We start from the raw sequence: 18,377 nt of genomic DNA on the forward strand, positions 1-18,377 counted from the left end.
ACCGGCGCACGGCGCCGACGACGCGGCAACAGCGCCGACCTCCACCGTCAGCGCGCACCGCTCGACGGACGGACGGACGGACAGACGGACGGACAGACGGACGGGAGGCGCGGTGCCAGCCGGCACCGCGCCTCCCGTCCGGTGGGTGCGCCGACCGGCGCACCCTGGCCGCTACGCGAGCTCGATGAGCTCGGCGTAGTCCTTGTTCCAGTGGTCCTCGGTGCCGTCCGGCAGCAGCAGGACCCGCTCGGGGTTCAGGGCCTCGACCGCCCCGGCGTCGTGCGACACGAGCACGACGGCGCCCTCGTAGCCGGCCAGCGCGCCGAGGATCTCCTCGCGCGACGCCGGGTCGAGGTTGTTGGTGGGCTCGTCGAGCAGCAGCACGTTCGCGCCGGAGACCACGATCATCGCCAGGGACAGGCGGGTCTTCTCGCCGCCGGACAGGACGCCGGCCTTCTTGTAGCCGTCGTCACCCGTGAACAGGAACGACCCGAGCACCCGACGGGCCTCGGTCTCGTTGAGCTCGGTGGACGCCGAGACCATGTTCTCGATGACGGTCCGGTTCACGTCGATGTTCTCGTGCTCCTGCGCGTAGTAGCCGATGCGCAGGCCGTGGCCGGGCTGGATCTCCCCCGTGTCGGGCTGGTCGGCGCCCGCGAGGATGCGCAGCAGGGTCGTCTTGCCGGCACCGTTGAAGCCGAGGATGACGACGCGCGAACCGCGGTCGATCGCCAGGTCGACGCCCGCGAAGATCTCGAGCGACCCGTACGACTTCGACAGGCCCTCGGCCATGAGCGGGGTGCGTCCGCACGGCACCGGCGTCGGGAAGCGCAGCTTCGCGACGCGGTCGGCGACGCGCTCGTCCTCGAGCCCGGCGAGCAGCTTGTCGGCGCGCGCGACCATCTGGTGTGCCGCAGCGGCCTTCGACGCCTTCGCCCCGAAGCGCGCGGCCTGGTCCTTGAGGGTCGCGGCCTTCTTCTCGGCGCTCGCGCGCTCCTTGCGGCGGCGCTCCTCGTCGGCGGCACGCTGGCGCTGGTACAGCTTCCAGCCCATGTTGTAGATGTCGATGCTCTGCCGGTTCGCGTCGAGGTAGAAGACGCGGTTCACGACCTCGTCGACGAGTTCGACGTCGTGCGAGATCACGATGACGCCGCCCGGGTAGGTCTTGAGGTGCTCCCGGAGCCACACGACCGAGTCGGCGTCGAGGTGGTTCGTCGGCTCGTCGAGGATCATCGTCTCGGCGTCCGAGAACAGGATCCGGGCGAGCTCGATGCGGCGACGCTGACCGCCGGACAGGGTCTTCAGCTGCTGGTCGAGGATCCGGTCCGGCAGCTTGAGGTTCGACGCGATGGACGCCGCCTCGGCCTCGGCCGCGTAGCCGCCGAGCGCGTTGAACTGGTCGTCGAGCCGGCTGTACCGACGCATGGCCTTCTCGGAGACGGCCGGGTCCTCGCTCGCCATGTCCAGGGTGGCCTGCCGGATGCCCTCGACCAGCTCGCCGAGACCACGGGCGTCGAGGATGCGCTTGCGTGCCGTGTCCTCCGGGTTGCCGGAGCGCGGGTCCTGCGGCAGGTAGCCGATCTCCCCGGTGCGCTCGATCTTGCCGCCGGTCGGCTGCGTCTCACCCGCGAGGGCCTTCGTCATCGTGGTCTTGCCGGCGCCGTTGCGCCCGACCAGACCGATCTTGTCGCCCTTCTCGACGCGGAACGACACGTCCTCCATGAGGAGTCGGGCCCCGACGCGGATCTCGAGTTCGTGCACGGCAAGCACAGAGGACGTCCAATCAGTTGGTGGTTTTGCACAACGGTGTGTGCGGGAGGTGCACCGCTACGCTGACGGGACCGATGGTCACCGAACGGGACCAGCAGTCCATTCTAGGAGAATCCATGACGAACGCCACCGGGTTCGCTCGCCGCGCAGTCCTCGCCGACCGTCTTCGGACCCACGGCCTCGCCACGAACGTCGCACTCGTCGCCGGTGGAGCGCTGTTCACCGCCGCCATGGCACAGGTGCAGGTCCCGATGTGGCCCGTGCCGATCACCGGGCAGACGCTCGCGGTCGTCCTCGTCGGCGCCACCCTCGGTGCCCGCCGTGGCATGCTCTCGCTGCTCGTCTACGCGGTCGCCGGGCTCGCCGGTGCGCCGTTCTTCGCCGAGGCCTCCGGCGGCCTCGCAGCGCTGGCCTCGCCGAGCTTCGGGTACGTCGTCGGCTTCGTCCCCGCCGCGGGCGTCGTCGGCTGGCTCGCTCGTCGCGACTGGGACCGCAAGGTCGGCCGCGCCACCGTCGCCATGCTCCTCGCGAGCGCGATCCCCTTCGTCACGGGGCTGCCCTGGCTCGCGGTCGTGCTCGGTGAGCTCGGCGCGCCGAACGACCTGCAGTCGGTGCTCGCCGCCGGCCTCTACCCGTTCGTCGTCGGCGGTGTCGCCAAGGCGCTCATCGCCGCGGGCCTGCTGCCCCTCACGTGGAAGCTGGTCGGCCGCCGCTGACGCAGCGCGCCGACGCTGCGTCGTGACGCAGCGTCCCGCCGACGAGGGCCCCGCACCGGACGGTGCGGGGCCCTCCGTCGTTCGGGGGGGGCGGCCACGACCGGGCGGGACACGCCGTGGGTCCAACGCCGAGCGGGCCGGACCGGTCGGCCCGACGCGGGGAGGGTGACGAAACGGTCCCGCTCGGCGGTGCCCTGCGCCGACGACGGACGGGAGGCGCGGTGACGTCGGGCCCGTCCGGCGGCGACCCGCACCGACGACGGACGGGAGGCGCGGTGCCAGCTGGCACCGCGCCTCCCGTCCGTCTGGGGGTCGCGACTAGATCGAGAAGCCGAGGGCGCGCATCATCTCGCGCCCGTCGTCGGTGATCCGCTCCGGACCCCACGGCGGCATCCACACCCAGTTGATGCGGAACGCGTCGACGATGCCGTCCAGCGCGTTGGCCGTGTCGCCCTCGATGACGTCGGTCAGCGGGCAGCCGGCGCTCGTCAGCGTCATGCTGATGACGAGTGCGTTGGCCTCGTCGTCCATCGCGAGGTCGTAGATCAGGCCGAGGTCGACGATGTTCACGCCGAGCTCGGGGTCCTGGACCTCCTTGAGGCCCTCGACGACCTCGTCGAACTTCTCCGGGGAGAGTGCGGTGATCACGGTCACTCCGCCGTCGTCGCGGCAGCGGCCTGCACGTAGCGGTCGTAGCCCTCGTTCTCGAGACGCTCGGCGAGCTCGGGGCCGCCCTGCTCGGCGACCTTGCCCGCGACGAACACGTGCACGAAATCCGGCTTGATGTAGCGGAGGATGCGCGTGTAGTGCGTGATGAGCAGCACGCCCAGGCCGGTCGCGGCCTTGGCGCGGTTGACGCCCTCGGACACGATCTTCAGCGCGTCGACGTCGAGGCCGGAGTCGGTCTCGTCGAGCACCGCGAACCGGGGCTTGAGGAGCTCGAGCTGCATGATCTCGTGGCGCTTCTTCTCGCCACCGGAGAAGCCCTCGTTGACGTTGCGCTCGGCGAACGCCGGGTCCATCTTGAGGTCGGCCATCGAGCTGCGGAGGTCCTTGACCCAGCCGCGGAGCGCCGGGGCCTCGCCGTCGATCGCGGTCTTCGCGGTGCGCAGGAAGTTCGACACCGTGACGCCCGGGATCTCGACGGGGTACTGCATCGCGAGGAACATGCCCGCCCGGGCGCGCTCGTCGACGCTCATCGCGAGGACGTCCTCGCCGTCGAGGGTGATCGAGCCGCCGACGACGTGGTAGCGCGGGTGACCGGCGATCGTGTAGGCCAGGGTCGACTTGCCGGACCCGTTCGGCCCCATGATCGCGTGGATCTCGCCCTCGTTGATGGTGAGGTCGACACCCTTCAGGATCTCCTTCGTGCCCTGGTCGGTGTCGATCGAGACCTGCAGGTCGCGGATTTCCAGAGTGGACATTGCGTGTGTTCCTTCGTTTGCGGTCGTGCCGCGGACGAGCCGCGGGAAGTCGTTGCGCCCGGTCGGGCGACGGGCACGAGGCCGGTCGACGGACCGGGGACGGTCAGTCGACGGGTACGGGGTCGTGGACGTCGACGTACACGTCGCCGTCCCGGACCTCGACCCGGAAGACCGGGACCGGCTCGTAGGCCGGGAAGTTCTGCGGCTTGCCGGTGGCCAGCGAGAACCGCGAGCCGTGCGCCCAGCACTCGAGGGTGTCCCCCTCGACGAAGCCCTCGGCCAGCGAGATGTCGCCGTGCGTGCAGGTGTCGCCGATGGCGTGCACCGCACCCGCGGAGTCCTTCACGATCGCGACCGCTGTGCCGTCGACGACGACCCGCATCGGGCTGTCGACGGTGATCTCCGACTCGGCGCAGACCTTCTCGGCCATCAGGCGTCCGCCTGCTCGGCGCCGGCCTCGGGCTCGGCGATCACGGTCCGGCCGGCGGCGAGCTCCTGCTCGACCGCGGCGATGAGACGCTCCTCGAGCTCGGGTGCGCCGATCTTCTGGATGACCTCGACGAGGAAGCCCAGGACGACGAGGCGACGGGCCTCTTCCTCGGGGATGCCGCGGGCCTGCAGGTAGAACAGCTGCTCGTCGTCGAACCGCCCGGTCGCACTCGCGTGCCCGGCGCCCTCGATGTTGCCCGTCTCGATCTCGAGGTTCGGGATGCTGTCCGCACGCGTGCCGTCCGTGAGTACCAGGTTGCGGTTCTGCTCGTACGAGTCGGTCCCGTCGCCGGCACGGCCGATGAGCACGTCGCCGATCCAGACCGTGTGCGCGCCCTCGCCCTGCAGCGCGCCCTTGTAGTTGACCCGGCCGCGCGTGTTCGGCGCGTCGTGGTTCACGTAGACCTGCTGCTCGATGTACTGCCCGGCGTCCGCGAAGTACACGCCGTACATCTCGGTGTCCGCGCCCTGCGCCCCGAGGTGCGTCGACGGGTTGACGCGCACGACGTCACCGCCGAGCGAGACGACCACGTGCTTGAGGAAGGCGTCACGGCCGACCTCGGCGAACTGCGTCGACACGTGCACGGCGTCGTCGTCCCAGTCCTGCAGGCTGACGACGGTCAGGCGAGCGCCGTCCCGCACGACGATCTCGACGTTCTCGCTGAGCAGTGCGGACCCGCGGTTGTCGATCACGACGATGCCCTGCGCGTGCTGCTCGGCGGTGATGACCGTGTGTGCGGCACGAGCCTGCGAGCCGAAGTCGGACCGCGTGATCGTGATCGACTCGTGGGCCTCGGTCGCCTTCACGGTGACCTTCAGCACAGCGTCGCGCGCGGTCCAGGCCGCCGCGGCCGCACGGTCCTCCGGCAGGCCAGCGGTCCCGACGGCCGGGTCGTCGCTGCGACCCCACTCGACGTCGGCACCCTCGGTCTGACGGGCGAGGAACGGGTACGCGGATCCGTCGAGCCCGCCGTCGAGCAACGGCTGCAGCTTGGCGATCGGCGCGAACTTCCAGTTCACCTCACGCCCGGTCACGGGCGGGAAGGCTTCGAGGTCGCCGGACTGCGGACGCTCGGAGCGCGTCTGGACCGGGACCTTCTTCTCGGCGCCGTCGGCGGTCGGGGCGTCCCAGCCGCCGTCGGAGTGCGCCTTCGCGCCGTGCTGCTCCGAGCCGGGGGCCGGGGCGACCGGCTGGTCGATGCGGGGGGTGGGCGTGGTGCTGCTCACTAGCCGACGGATCCTTCCATGCTCATCTCGATGAGCTTGTTGAGTTCGAGTGCGTACTCCATCGGGAGCTCCCGGGCGATCGGCTCGATGAAGCCGCGGACGATCATCGCCATCGCCTCGTCCTCGGGCATGCCGCGGGACATGAGGTAGAACAGCTGCTCCTCGCTCACGCGCGAGACCGTCGCCTCGTGGCCGAGCTGCACGTCGTCGACGCGGATGTCGATCGCCGGGTAGGTGTCACTGCGGCTGACCGTGTCGACCAGGAGCGCGTCGCACCGGACGGTGTTCGCCGCGTGGTGGGCCCCCGGGTCGACCCGGACCTCGCCGCGGTACCCGGCACGACCGCCACCGCGGGCGATGGACTTCGAGACGATCGACGACGTCGTGTACGGCGCCATGTGGATCATCTTCGCGCCGGCGTCCTGGTGCTGACCCGGACCGGCGAACGCGACCGAGAGGGTCTCGCCCTTGGCGTGCTCGCCGGCGAGGTAGATCGACGGGTACTTCATCGTGACCTTGGAGCCGATGTTGCCGTCGATCCACTCCATCGTGGCGCCCTCGTGCGCGATCGCACGCTTGGTCACGAGGTTGTAGACGTTGTTCGACCAGTTCTGGATCGTCGTGTAGCGCACACGGGCGTTCTTCTTCACGATGATCTCGACCACGGCGGAGTGGAGCGAGTCCGACTTGTAGATCGGCGCGGTGCAGCCCTCGATGTAGTGGACGTAGGAGTCCTCGTCCGCGATGATCAGCGTCCGCTCGAACTGGCCCATGTTCTCGGTGTTGATCCGGAAGTAGGCCTGCAGCGGGATCTCGACGTGCACGCCCTTCGGGACGTAGACGAACGAGCCGCCCGACCACACGGCGGCGTTCAGCGCGGCGAACTTGTTGTCGCCGGCCGGGATGACGGAGCCGAAGTACTCCTCGAAGAACTCCGGGTGCTCGCGGAGCGCCGTGTCGGTGTCCATGAAGATGACGCCCTGCTGCTCCAGGTCCTCGCGGATCTGGTGGTAGACGACCTCGGACTCGTACTGCGCGGCGACACCGGCGACGAGGCGCTGACGCTCGGCCTCGGGGATGCCGAGGCGCTCGTAGGTCGCCCGGATGTCCTCGGGCAGGTCCTCCCAGGACTGCGCCTGCTTCTCGGTCGACTTGACGAAGTACTTGATGTTGTCGAAGTCGATGTCCGACAGGTCGGCACCCCAGGAGGGCATCGGCTTGCGGTCGAAGAGGGTCAGGGCCTTGAGCCGGTTCTTCAGCATCCACTCCGGCTCGGACTTGCGAGCCGAGATGTCGCGGACGACCTCCTCGGACAGGCCGCGGCGGGCGGAGGCCCCGGCGGTGTCGGAGTCGGACCAGCCGAACTCGTACTGGCCGAGCCCTTCGAGCTCGGGACGGTCGATGAGCACGTCGGACATGGTCTCCTCAATTCTCTTCGCGGCAGCTGCAGCCGGTGCAACCGGTCGGTGTCGGACGACATTCCACCGCAGACCCCCGACACGGTGCTGCCGTGTGCCGCGGACGCGGTGTTGCTGCCTCGCAACGTCGATGGTCCCACGCAGTCCCCGGATCGATCGGCGATCACGGCCCATTCGGAGCCGGCGCCTGCCTAGACTTGACTGCTGCTGAACCCTCGAATCCTACAGGCTCAGCGCACCGAACAACAGGAAGGCACCATCCTCGTGACCCGCGTCGGACCACCCGTCGAACAGCACGTCGCACACGACGGCCGGACCGCACGGTGGTGGTCCCTCCCCCGGGCGGTCGACCCCCGCGTGATCTGGCTCGCGTGGGCGTCCTTCGTGGTCGAGGTCGTCCTGATCGGCACCGGCGGGCTCGTCCGGCTCACGGCGTCCGGGCTCGGCTGCCCGACGTGGCCGAAGTGCACGGCCGAGTCGCTCGTGTCGACGCCCGAGATGGGCATCCACGGTGTGATCGAGTTCGGGAACCGGCTCCTCACCTTCGTGCTCGTCGTCGTCGCGATCGCCACCTTCCTGGCCGTCGTCCGGATGCGCCGCACCCGCCCGGAGCTGTTCTGGCTCGCCTTCGCCCAGGGCATCGCCATCCCGGTGCAGGCGGTCATCGGTGGCCTGAGCGTGCTCACGAACCTCAACCCGTTCGTCGTCGGCCTGCACTTCGTGGTCTCGGCGACCCTCGTGGCGGTCACCGCGACGCTCGTGTACCGGTCGATGAACGGCCCCCGCGCCGCGGCCCGTCTGGTCCCGGCGTGGTACACCGGCGTCGTCCGTGCGACCGTCGCGGCCGTCGCGGTCACGGTGCTCGTGGGCATCCTCACGACCGGGAGCGGCCCGCACGCCGGCGCCGACGAAGCCGTCGACGGCGGACGGCTCCACCGCACGGGCTTCGACCCGCAGCTCATGGAGCACCTGCACGCGGTCCCGGCCTACGTCCTGTTCGCCCTGACGCTCGTCCTCGTCGCCGGTGCGGTGGTGCTGCGCATGTCGAGCCGGTGGGCACTCGTGCTCCTCGTCGTCGAGTTCGTGCAGATCGCGGTCGGCCTCACCCAGGCGCGCACCGGCCTCCCCGTCGGACTCGTCGGCACGCACATGGTCCTCGCGGGTCTGCTCGTCGGCGCGGTCACGGTCGTCGTGCTCTCGACGCGCGCGAGCGCCGGTCGCCAGGCCGTGCGGGAGCCCCTGCACGCCTGACCCGTCCACGCCACCCTGCGATGCCCCGCGAGCCCTCGGCGCGCGGGGCATCGTCGAGTCCGGGCGACCGGCGTCGCACGTGCCCCGCGCACGCGACGTCGTCGACGTCGCACGACAGCGGCGATGACGCAGACAGCCGCCCCGCGGACACTCGGCCGCGTCGTGCGACGACTCCGACGTCGAACGACAGCGGCGATGACGCCGGACAGCGGCCGGGCCCCTGCGACCGGACCACCCACGCGACGGGAGGCGCGCAACCAGCCCGCCATGCGCCTCCCGGCCTGCCACCCGTCGGACGGGAGGCGCGCAACCAGCCCGCCACGCGCCTCCCGGCCTGCCACCCGTCGGACGGGAGGCACGGATCCGGCCAGGCGGCGCGGCGCGCGACCCGCGGGACTACACCGAGAAGGTGAAGACCTGCGGCAGCAGCGGGTCGATGCCCACGGCGATGAACAGCAGCGTCAGGTACGTGATGGAGCTGTGGAACACGCGCATCGGCTGGACGTGCTCGACGTGCTGGATCGCCCGCGAGTACAGGCGGTGCGACTCGACGACGAACCAGATGCCCCCGGCCAGCGCGACCACGGTGTAGAGCGGGCCCATGTTCGCAACAGGCACGAGCAACAGCGAGCAGACGAGCGTCGCCCACGCGTACAGGACGACCTGGAGCCCGACGACCGTGCGGCCCCGCACGACGGCGAGCATCGGCACGTCGGCGGCGTCGTAGTCGTCGCGGTACTTCATCGACAGCGGCCAGTAGTGCGGCGGCGTCCAGAGGAAGATCACCATGAACAGGATGATCGGCGTCCAGGACAGCGAACCGGTGACCCCGGCCCAGCCGATGAGCACGGGCATGCAGCCGGCCGAGCCGCCCCAGACGATGTTCTGCGGCGTCCGACGCTTGAGCCAGAGCGTGTAGACGCACACGTAGATGAGGATCGCGACGACGCTCAGCGCGGCGGCGAGCCAGTTGACCAGGAACCCGAGGACCGCGGTCGACAGGACGGCGAGCACCCACGAGAACACCAGGGCCTCGCGGTCGGACAGCTCCCCCGTCACGAGCGGACGCGTGCTCGTGCGCTTCATCAGCCGGTCGATGTCGCGGTCGATGTAGCAGTTGAACGCCGAGGCGGAGCCCGCAGACATCGCGCCGCCGAGCATCGTCCAGAACACGAGCCAGAGGTCCGGCACGCCGCGTTCGGCGAGGAACATCGTCGGCGCGGTCGTCACGAGCAGCAGCTCCATCACGCGCGGCTTCGTCAGCGAGACGTACGCACGGACCTTGCGGGACAGCGTCGAACGGGGTCGATCGGTGTCCGGCCGGGTCACGGTGGCAGTCGGCAAGGGAACCTCAGTCTGTTCGCATCGGCTCGCACACTCGGTGGACGGCTCCGTCGTCGTCGGGGCGTGCGTCGACCCGGAATGCACACGGGTCACCGTCAGTTTAGGCCATCACGGCGCCGCGACGATGCCCCGCCCCGCCGGACCGGTCGACGTCCGACACCAGACCGTGTCACCTGAACACCTTCTGAGTACGTGGTCACTATGCTGGGGGTGCCCTCCCGCAGTGCGTGCCCCGAAGACGTCGGCCGCACCGTGCCGGATCGGCCGCCGCTCGACGGCGACACGACACACGGCCCGGGACGGCGACCATGTCCGTGCGATGGCACGAGCCCTCGCACATGTCGCAACAACGAAGGGTCTACATCCAAGTGGCTGAATTCACCTGGGACGCCATCGACCGGAAGGCCGTCGACACGGCACGGGTCCTCGCCGCCGATTCGGTCGAGGCCGCCGGCAACGGTCACCCCGGCACCGCGATGAGCCTCGCTCCCGTCGCCCACCTGCTCTTCCAGAAGGTGATGCGTCGCGACCCCAGCGACTCCACCTGGATCGGCCGCGACCGCTTCATCCTCTCCGCCGGTCACGCCTCGATCCTGCAGTACGTGCAGTTCTACCTGCACGGCTACGGCCTCGAGCTCGAGGACCTGCAGCACCTGCGCAAGTGGGGCTCGAAGACCCCGGGTCACCCGGAGTACGGCCACACCGACGGTGTCGAGATCACCACCGGCCCGCTCGGCCAGGGCCTCGCCTCGGCCGTCGGCTTCGGCTACGCGCAGCGCTTCGAGCGCGGCCTGTTCGACCCGGAGACCGCCGACGGCGAGTCGCCGTTCGACCACTTCACCTACGTGATCGCCGGTGACGGCGACATGCAGGAGGGCGTCACGAACGAGGCCGCGAGCCTCGCCGGTCGCCAGCAGCTCGGTCGCCTGGTCGTGTTCTACGACTCGAACCAGATCTCGATCGAGGACGACACCGACATCGCCTTCTCCGAGGACGTCGCGGCTCGCTACGAGGCGCTCGGCTGGCACGTCCAGCACGTCGACTGGAAGAAGACCGGCGAGTACTCCGAGGACGTCGAGTCCCTGTACCGCGCCGTCGAGGCCGCCAAGGCCGAGACGACCAAGCCGTCGCTCATCGTCCTCAAGACGATCATCGGTTGGCCGTCGCCGACCAAGCAGAACTCCGGCAAGATCCACGGCTCGGCCCTCGGTGCCGACGAGCTCAAGGGCCTCAAGGAGGTCCTCGGCTTCGACCCGGAGAAGACCTTCGAGGTCGACCCCGAGGTGCTCGAGTACACCCGCGGCGCCATCGCCAAGGGCCAGGCCGAGCACGCCGAGTGGCAGCAGACCTTCGACGCGTGGGCCGAGGCCAACCCGGAGAAGAAGGCGATGCTCGACCGCATCAACTCGGGCGAGCTCCCCGAGGGCCTCGAGGAGGCCCTCCCGGTGTTCTCCACCGAGAAGGAGGTGTCGACCCGTGCCGCCTCCGGCAAGGTGATCAACGCCATCGCGCCGCTCATGCCCGAGTTCTGGGGCGGTTCGGCGGACCTCGCCGAGTCGAACCTGACCACCATCGAGGGCGCCAAGTCCTTCGGTCCCGCCGAGGCGAGCACGAAGACCTGGTCGACCGACCCGTACGGCCGCGTGCTGCACTTCGGCATCCGCGAGCACGCGATGGGCTCGATCCTGTCGGGCATCGTCCTGCACGGGAACACCCGCCCCTTCGGCGGCACGTTCCTGATCTTCAGCGACTACATGCGCCCGGCCGTCCGTCTCGCCGCGCTCATGGGCGCGCCGGCGATCTACGTCTGGACGCACGACTCCATCGCCCTCGGCGAGGACGGCCCGACGCACCAGCCGATCGAGCAGCTCACGGCCCTCCGTGCGATCCCGGGTCTCGACGTCGTCCGTCCGGCCGACGCCAACGAGGTCGCGTACGCCTGGCTCGAGATGCTCAAGCACAAGGACCGCCCGGCCGGCATCGCGCTGAGCCGCCAGAACCTCCCCGTCTTCGAGCGTGGCGAGGGCGAGGCGTCCGGCGAGACCTTCGCCTCGGCGAAGAACGTCGGCAAGGGTGCGTACATCCTGGCCGAGGCGCCGAACGGCACCCCGGACGTGATCCTCATCGCGACCGGTTCCGAGGTCCAGATCGCGGTCGACGCACGCGAGCAGCTCAAGGGCGAGGGCATCAACGCCCGCGTCGTGAGCGCGCCGTCGCTCGAGTGGTTCTTCGAGCAGTCGGAGAACTACCGCGACCAGGTCCTGCCGAAGGACGTCACCGCCCGCGTCTCGGTCGAGGCCGGCATCGGCATGAGCTGGCGCGACATCGTCGGCGACAAGGGCCGCAGCGTCTCGATCGAGCACTTCGGTGCGTCGGCCGACTACCAGCGTCTGTTCGCCGAGTTCGGCTTCACGACCGAGCACGTCGTGGCCGCCGCCAAGGAATCGATCGCAGCTTCCTGACCCACCGGGGCCGGGTCCGGGACACCGGATCCGGCCCTCCTGCCGGGAGGCGCGGCTCGGCTCCGCCACGCGCCTCCCGTCCGCAGGACCCAGACTCAACGGCCCCACACGGGCCCGTCACAGAAGAAGGAACCATGGCTGAGAACACCCCCACCGCCGCCCTCTCCGAGGTCGGCGTCAGCATCTGGCTCGACGACCTGTCGCGCGAGCTGCTCGAGACCGGCAAGCTGACCGAGCTCATCGAGCAGAAGAACGTCGTCGGTGTCACCACCAACCCGACGATCTTCGCCTCGGCCCTCGCCAAGGGCGAGCGCTACGACGCGCAGGTCAAGGAGCTCGCCGCGGCGGGCACCGACGTCACCGCGGCGATCTTCGAGATCACCACGCAGGACGTCGCGAACGCGTCCGACGTCTTCAAGCCGATCTACGACGAGACCAAGGGCTTCGACGGCCGCGTCTCGATCGAGGTCGAGCCGGGCCTCGCGCACGACACCGCGAAGACCATCGAGCAGGCCAAGTTCCTGTTCGACAAGGTCGGCCGCGAGAACGTCCTCATCAAGATCCCCGCGACCGTCGAGGGCCTCGAGGCCATCACCGAGGTCATCGGTGCCGGCATCTCGGTGAACGTCACCCTGATCTTCTCGCTCGAGCGCTACCGCGCCGTCATCGACGCCTACCTCGGTGGGCTCGAGAAGGCCAAGGCCGCCGGCCACGACCTGTCGAAGATCCACTCGGTCGCGTCGTTCTTCGTGTCGCGCGTCGACTCCGAGATCGACAAGCGTCTCGACGCCGTCGGCACGGACGAGGCGAAGGCCCTCAAGTCGAAGGCCGGCATCGCGAACGCCCAGCTCGCCTACCAGGTCTGGACCGAGCTCTTCTCCACCGAGCGTGCCCTCGGCCTGCTCGAGGCCGGCGCGAACACGCAGCGTCCGCTCTGGGCCTCGACCGGCGTCAAGGACCCGTCGCTGCCCGACACCCTGTACGTGACGGAGCTCGCCGCGCCGAACACCGTGAACACCATGCCGGGCAAGACGCTCGACGCCACGTTCGACCACGGTGAGATCCACGGCGACGCCATCGCCGGCTCGTTCGACGACGCCCAGCAGGTCCTCGACCAGCTCGCCGCCGTCGGCATCGACTACGACGACGTCGTGGCGCTGCTCGAGAAGGAGGGTGTCGACAAGTTCAACGTCTCCTGGGGCGAGCTCGTCGACACGGTGAAGACCGCGCTCGAGAACGCCAAGTAAGTGACGGTCTCCATCGCTGCCACCGGCGACGCTGCACGGGCCGTCGAGACGACGGTCCCGCGGCTCGTCGCCGACCTGGTCGCGTCGGGCATCACCGCGCAGGACCCCGAGCTCTGGGGTCCGGACGCCGAGGCCGAGGCGTCGAAGCGCCTCGGCTGGGTGGAGGCCGTCGCGGTCTCCCGCCCGCTCGTCGCCGAGATCACCGCGCTGCGGGACTCGCTCCGTGCCGAGGGGATCGACCGCGTCGTCCTCGCCGGCATGGGCGGCTCCTCGCTGGCGCCCGAGGTGATCACGCGCACGGCCGGCGTCCCGCTGACGGTGCTCGACTCGACCGACCCCGCCCAGGTGCGGGCAGCGGTGGAGCACGACCTCGAGCGCACGGTGCTCGTGGTCTCGTCGAAGTCCGGCTCGACCGTCGAGACGGACGCACAACGCCGGGTGTTCGAACAGGCGTTCCGTGACGCGGGGCTCGACCCCGCGTCACGGATCGTCGTCGTCACCGACCCGGGTTCTCCGCTCGAAGCGGCGGCCACCGACGCGGGACACCGCGTCTTCACGGCCGACCCGAACGTGGGCGGCCGGTTCTCGGCGCTCACCGCGTTCGGTCTCGTTCCCTCCGGGCTCGCGGGCGCGGACATCGCCGAGCTGCTCGACGAGGCCGAGGCGATCTCGGTCCTCCTCGCGGTCGACACCGACGAGAACCCGGGCCTCGTGCTCGGTGCCGTGCTCGCCGGGACGCAGCCCCTCCGGGACAAGATCGCGATCGTCGCGGACGGCACCCACATCGTCGGCTTCGGCGACTGGGCCGAGCAGCTCATCGCCGAGTCGACCGGCAAGGACGGTCGCGGACTGCTCCCGGTGGTGCTCGACCCCGACTCCCCCGAGATCACGGCCGGTCTGCCCGACGTGCAGGTCGTGCGCCTCGTCGGTTCGCGCGACGACGAACGCCACGTCGACGACGGCGAGGTCGAGATCGCCGGCTCCCTCGGCGGTCAGCTCCTGGTCTGGGAGTACGCCGTCGCGGTCGCCGGCCGCCTGCTCGGCATCGACCCGTTCGACCAGCCCGACGTCGAGGCCGCGAAGGCGGCCACGCGCGAGCTGCTCGACGCGCGCCCCGCACCGTCGGAGCCGGCCTTCGTCGAGGACGGCACCGCCGTCCGCGCGACGCACGGACTCGTGGTCGGGACCTCCATCGCCCAGGCCGTGTCGAGCCTCCTGGCCGAGGTGGACGCGACCGGCTACCTGGCCGTGCAGGCCTACGTCGACCGCACCGCGAACGCCGACCTGGCGTCGCTGCGCGACGCCTTCGCGGCCCGCACGGGCCGCCCGGTCACGTTCGGCTGGGGCCCCCGGTTCCTGCACTCGACCGGCCAGTACCACAAGGGCGGTCCCGCGAACGGTGTGTTCCTGCAGATCGTGGCGGACCACGCCGACGACCTCGCGATCCCCGGCCGGCCGTTCACGTTCGGCCAGCTCATCCAGGCCCAGGCCGCCGGAGACGCGAGCGTCCTCGCCGCGCACGGCCGCCCGGTCCTGACCCTCACGACGACGGACGTCGCCGCTGTCACCACAGCACTGCGCTCCGCCGTCTCCCTCTGACTCTCGAAGGAGTTCACCGACTCATGTCACCGGTGGCTGTCACCCCGGAGCACAACCCGCTCCGGTTGCCGACCGATCGTCGACTGAACCGGATCGCGGGACCGAGCACCCTCATCATCTTCGGCGTGACGGGCGACCTGTCACGCAAGAAGCTGATGCCCGCGGTCTACGACCTCGCGAACCGGGGGCTCCTGCCGCCCGGGTTCGCGCTGGTCGGGTTCGCCCGTCGCGACTGGGAGGACCAAGACTTCTCCCAGCTCGTGCACGACGCGGTCAAGGAACACTCACGCACCCCGTTCGACGAGGACGTCTGGCGTCAACTCGAACAGGGCATCCGGTTCGTCCAGGGCTCGTTCGACGACCCCGAGGCGTTCCGCGAGCTCAAGCGCACCGTCGACACCCTCGACGAGGAGCGCGGGACGCTGGGCAACCACGCGTTCTACCTGTCCATCCCGCCGAAGATGTTCCCGGTCGTCACCGAGCAGCTCAAGCTGTCCGGGCTGACCGAGCAGCGCGAGGGCTCCTGGAGCCGCGTGGTCGTCGAGAAGCCGTTCGGGTCGGACCTCCGCACCGCACGCGAGCTGAACGCGATCGTCGAGAGCGTGTTCGCGCCCGACGACGTGTTCCGCATCGACCACTACCTCGGCAAGGAGACCGTCCAGAACCTGCTGACGCTCCGGTTCGCGAACCAGATGTACGAACCCATCTGGAACTCGAACTACGTGGACCACGTGCAGATCACGATGGCCGAGGACATCGGCGTCGCCGGTCGTGCCGCGTACTACGACGGCATCGGTGCGGCGCGCGACGTCATCCAGAACCACCTGCTGCAGCTCCTCGCCCTCACCGCGATGGAGGAGCCCGTCTCGTTCAAGGCCGGACACCTCCGCGCCGAGAAGGAGAAGGTGCTCTCCGCGGTGCGCCTGCCCGAGGACCTCGCCACGGCGACGGCCCGCGGTCAGTACGCCGGCGGTTGGCAGGGCGGCGAGAAGGTGCTCGGCTTCCTCGAGGAAGCGGGCATGAACCCCGAGTCCACGACCGAGACGTTCGCGGCCATCAAGCTCGACATCGCCACCCGCCGCTGGCAGGGCGTGCCGTTCTACCTGCGTGCCGGCAAGCGCCTGGGCCGACGGGTGACCGAGATCGCGATCGTGTTCAAGCGCGTCCCCGAGGACGTCTTCGGCATCCCGCAGTCCCCCCTCGGGCAGAACGCCCTGGTCATCCGCGTCCAGCCGGACGAGGGCGTGACCCTGCGCTTCGGCTCGAAGGTCCCCGGCGTCGGTACCCAGGTGCGCGACGTGACGATGGACTTCGGCTACGGCCACGCGTTCACCGAGGCATCCCCCGAGGCGTACGAGCGACTCATCCTCGACGTGCTCCTCGGCGACCCGCCCCTGTTCCCCCGGCACCAGGAGGTCGAGCTCTCCTGGAAGATCCTCGACCCGATCGAGGAGTTCTGGGCCACGCAGGGCCAGCCCGAGCAGTACCGTCCCGGCACGTGGGGACCGGCCTCGGCCGACGACCTGCTCGCCCGTGACGGCCGGACCTGGAGGCGTCCATGAAGATCGACCTGCCCGACACCACGGTCTCGAAGATCCAGAAGACCCTGGTGCACATCCGCGAGGAAGGTGGCGCCGTCGCCCTCGGCCGCGTCCTGACCCTCATCATCTCGACCGGCCTCGGCCACGAGGAAGAGGCGATCTCGGCCGCGAACGAGGCGTCCCGCGAGCACCCGATGCGCGTCATCATCGTGTCGAAGAACGCCGGGGACACGAAGTCCCCGGGTCGCCTCGACGCCCAGATCCGTGTCGGCAGCGACGCGGGTGCGAGCGAGGTGATCGTGCTCCGCGCCTACGGCGAGACCGCGACCGACGAGGAGAGCCTGGTCACCGGCCTGCTCCTGCCGGACGCCCCGGTCGTCGCCTGGTGGCCGCAGCACGCCCCGGAGCAGCCCGCCGCGTCGGCGCTGGGCCGGATCGCGCAGCGTCGCATCACCGACGCCGCCGCGCAGAAGGACCCGAACCGGGCGATCGAGGCCCTCGGTGCGACCTACGTGCCGGGTGACACCGACTTCGCCTGGACCCGTCTGACGCTCTGGCGGAACCAGCTCGCCGCGGCGCTCGACCAGCCGCCGTACGAGCCGATCACGGGCGTCGAGGTCTCCGGCGCGAGCGACAGCCCGTCCACGATCCTGCTCGCCGCGTGGCTCCAGCTGCAGCTCCAGGTCCCGGTCCGCGTCGTGACGTCGCCGCGGGCCACGGGGTCCAGCGGCATCCACGGGGTCAAGCTCGAACGTGCCTCGGGCGTCATCGACCTCGAGCGTTCCCTGGTGGACGTCGCCACGCTCTCGATGCCGGGCCAGCCCACGCACGACCTGTCGCTGCCGCGCCGCAACCTGCGCGACTGCCTGGCCGAGGAACTCCGTAGACTCGACCCTGACGTCCTCTTCGGGGACGTCGTCAAGCACGGGGTACCCCAGCTCCGCGAGTCGATCGCGGGCTAGCACCCACACACGGTCGGCCGGACGGGCCGGGAACGAGCGTCACCGACGCCGGGCCCGGCCCTCCGATCGGCCGGACCGGCCGGCCGAGGCCTCCGGTCGGACCGAAGGCGGTCGCACCCGATCGGCCGCCACGAACACGGGAGTCACGTGACCAACGAACGACGGGTGCTGGTGCACCCGGACAAGCAGGCCCTCGGCGCATCCGTCGCCGCTCGCTTCATCACGAAGATCATCGACGTGCTGGACGAGCAGGAGCGTGCCGACATCGCCATCAGCGGCGGTTCGGTGTCGACGCTCGTCCTCGCCGCGATCGGGCAGTCCCCCGCGCGCGAGAGCGTCGACTGGTCGAAGGTGCACGTCTGGTGGGTCGACGAGCGCTGGGTCGCCGAGGGCGACACCGACCGCAACGTCACCGGTACCCAGACCGACTTCCTCGACCACGTCGGGATCCCCGCCGAGAACGTGCACCCGATGGCCGCGTCCGACGCCGGGCTCTCCATCGACGAGGCCGCCGCGCAGTACGAGCGCGAGCTGCAGGACGCCGCCCCCGAGGGTGCCGTCGCGCCGCGCTTCGACATCACGCTGCTCGGCGTCGGCCCCGACGGGCACACCGCCTCGCTCTTCCCCGAGTTCCCGCAGCTGTCGGTCACCGACCGCGCGGTGCTCACGGTCGACGACTCCCCCAAGCCGCCGCCGCAGCGTCTGACGCTGTCGTTCCCGGTCATCAACGCGTCGCAGCGGGTCTGGGTCATCCTGTCGGGTGCCGAGAAGGCGTCGGTGCTCGGTCTCGCCCTCGCCGGCGCCGCGGTGGACGAGGTCCCCGTCGGTGGCGTGCAGGGTCGCAAGCGCACGGTGTTCTTCGTCGACCAGGACGCGGCGCGCGACGTACCCGAGAACCTCATCGCGTCGACGTACTGACGCGCGCGA

The 18,377-nt window shown here is 70.3% G+C and carries 15 protein-coding genes; 8 read left to right on the forward strand and 7 right to left on the reverse strand.

Annotated elements, in window-relative coordinates; genetic code table 11:
• Positions 1–171: 171 nt before the first annotated feature.
• Positions 172–1,770 carry an ABC-F family ATP-binding cassette domain-containing protein gene (locus QOL15_RS08775; RefSeq protein WP_065959018.1) on the reverse strand — a complete coding sequence of 533 codons (1,599 nt, stop codon included), beginning with the start codon at positions 1,768–1,770 and terminating at the stop codon, positions 172–174.
• A 116-nt stretch (positions 1,771–1,886) separates the two neighbouring features.
• On the opposite strand from QOL15_RS08775, the gene QOL15_RS08780 reads away from it, so the two are divergent.
• Positions 1,887–2,486, forward strand: coding sequence for a biotin transporter BioY (locus tag QOL15_RS08780; RefSeq protein ID WP_071247050.1), 600 nt, complete (start codon positions 1,887–1,889; stop codon positions 2,484–2,486).
• Between the two features lie 318 nt (positions 2,487–2,804).
• Here QOL15_RS08780 and QOL15_RS08785 read toward each other — a convergent pair whose 3' ends face one another.
• From QOL15_RS08785 to sufB, 5 genes are all read right to left on the reverse strand, one after another.
• Positions 2,805–3,134 (reverse strand): metal-sulfur cluster assembly factor, encoded by a 330-nt coding sequence (locus QOL15_RS08785; RefSeq protein ID WP_022902786.1) that lies wholly within the window; start codon positions 3,132–3,134, stop codon positions 2,805–2,807.
• Between the two features lie 2 nt (positions 3,135–3,136).
• Positions 3,137–3,910: a Fe-S cluster assembly ATPase SufC gene (gene sufC / locus QOL15_RS08790; protein ID WP_065959025.1), complete on the reverse strand. Its 774-nt coding sequence runs from the start codon at positions 3,908–3,910 to the stop codon at positions 3,137–3,139.
• A 103-nt stretch (positions 3,911–4,013) separates the two neighbouring features.
• Positions 4,014–4,340, reverse strand: coding sequence for a non-heme iron oxygenase ferredoxin subunit (locus tag QOL15_RS08795; protein ID WP_083229935.1), 327 nt, complete (start codon positions 4,338–4,340; stop codon positions 4,014–4,016).
• The gene (gene sufD / locus QOL15_RS08800; protein WP_071247048.1) at positions 4,340–5,626 is read right to left on the reverse strand and encodes a Fe-S cluster assembly protein SufD; all 1,287 of its coding nucleotides are present in this window, start codon (positions 5,624–5,626) and stop codon (positions 4,340–4,342) included. Before sufD ends, QOL15_RS08795 begins: the two co-directional genes overlap by 1 nt.
• Complete coding sequence (gene sufB, locus QOL15_RS08805; RefSeq protein ID WP_065959033.1) at positions 5,626–7,044, reverse strand: Fe-S cluster assembly protein SufB; 1,419 nt, start codon at positions 7,042–7,044, stop codon at positions 5,626–5,628. Before sufB ends, sufD begins: the two co-directional genes overlap by 1 nt.
• Before the next feature lie 264 nt (positions 7,045–7,308).
• Here sufB and QOL15_RS08810 point away from each other — a divergent pair, with 264 nt between their 5' ends.
• Positions 7,309–8,295 carry a heme A synthase gene (locus QOL15_RS08810; RefSeq protein ID WP_083229936.1) on the forward strand — a complete coding sequence of 329 codons (987 nt, stop codon included), beginning with the start codon at positions 7,309–7,311 and terminating at the stop codon, positions 8,293–8,295.
• Between the two features lie 396 nt (positions 8,296–8,691).
• On the opposite strand, the gene QOL15_RS08815 is transcribed toward QOL15_RS08810, so the two are convergent.
• Positions 8,692–9,624, reverse strand: a complete 933-nt coding sequence (locus tag QOL15_RS08815) for a heme o synthase (protein ID WP_065959037.1) — start codon at positions 9,622–9,624, stop codon at positions 8,692–8,694.
• A 383-nt stretch (positions 9,625–10,007) separates the two neighbouring features.
• Here QOL15_RS08815 and tkt point away from each other — a divergent pair, with 383 nt between their 5' ends.
• From tkt to pgl, 6 genes are all read left to right on the forward strand, one after another.
• A complete protein-coding gene (tkt, locus tag QOL15_RS08820; protein ID WP_071247047.1) occupies positions 10,008–12,101 on the forward strand; it encodes a transketolase in 2,094 nt (697 codons plus the stop codon).
• A gap of 134 nt (positions 12,102–12,235) precedes the next feature.
• The gene (gene tal, locus QOL15_RS08825; RefSeq protein WP_071247045.1) at positions 12,236–13,348 is read left to right on the forward strand and encodes a transaldolase; all 1,113 of its coding nucleotides are present in this window, start codon (positions 12,236–12,238) and stop codon (positions 13,346–13,348) included.
• Positions 13,349–14,947 carry a glucose-6-phosphate isomerase gene (locus QOL15_RS08830; protein ID WP_071247043.1) on the forward strand — a complete coding sequence of 533 codons (1,599 nt, stop codon included), beginning with the start codon at positions 13,349–13,351 and terminating at the stop codon, positions 14,945–14,947.
• Between the two features lie 23 nt (positions 14,948–14,970).
• Positions 14,971–16,509, forward strand: a complete 1,539-nt coding sequence (gene zwf / locus QOL15_RS08835; RefSeq protein ID WP_065959048.1) for a glucose-6-phosphate dehydrogenase — start codon at positions 14,971–14,973, stop codon at positions 16,507–16,509.
• Entirely contained in the window at positions 16,506–17,450 is a 945-nt protein-coding gene (locus tag QOL15_RS08840; protein WP_065959052.1) for a glucose-6-phosphate dehydrogenase assembly protein OpcA, read from the forward strand. Before zwf ends, QOL15_RS08840 begins: the two co-directional genes overlap by 4 nt.
• A gap of 147 nt (positions 17,451–17,597) precedes the next feature.
• Positions 17,598–18,368 carry a 6-phosphogluconolactonase gene (gene pgl / locus QOL15_RS08845; RefSeq protein WP_065959056.1) on the forward strand — a complete coding sequence of 257 codons (771 nt, stop codon included), beginning with the start codon at positions 17,598–17,600 and terminating at the stop codon, positions 18,366–18,368.
• Positions 18,369–18,377 lie beyond the last annotated feature (9 nt).

It is taken from the genome of Curtobacterium sp. MCBA15_012, from assembly GCF_001864935.2.
GTDB lineage: Bacteria > Actinomycetota > Actinomycetes > Actinomycetales > Microbacteriaceae > Curtobacterium.

What these genes read in the sequence shown, in the direction of transcription:
- tal (WP_071247045.1), top strand. Translation starts at nt 12,236, where the DNA reads ATGGCTGAGAACACCCCCACCGCCGCCCTCTCCGAGGTCGGCGTCAGC.
- zwf (WP_065959048.1), top strand. Translation starts at nt 14,971, where the DNA reads ATGTCACCGGTGGCTGTCACCCCGGAGCACAACCCGCTCCGGTTGCCG.
- QOL15_RS08795 (WP_083229935.1), bottom strand. Translation starts at nt 4,340, where the DNA reads ATGGCCGAGAAGGTCTGCGCCGAGTCGGAGATCACCGTCGACAGCCCG.
- QOL15_RS08840 (WP_065959052.1), top strand. Translation starts at nt 16,506, where the DNA reads ATGAAGATCGACCTGCCCGACACCACGGTCTCGAAGATCCAGAAGACC.
- QOL15_RS08780 (WP_071247050.1), top strand. Translation starts at nt 1,887, where the DNA reads ATGACGAACGCCACCGGGTTCGCTCGCCGCGCAGTCCTCGCCGACCGT.
- sufB (WP_065959033.1), bottom strand. Translation starts at nt 7,044, where the DNA reads ATGTCCGACGTGCTCATCGACCGTCCCGAGCTCGAAGGGCTCGGCCAG.
- sufC (WP_065959025.1), bottom strand. Translation starts at nt 3,910, where the DNA reads ATGTCCACTCTGGAAATCCGCGACCTGCAGGTCTCGATCGACACCGAC.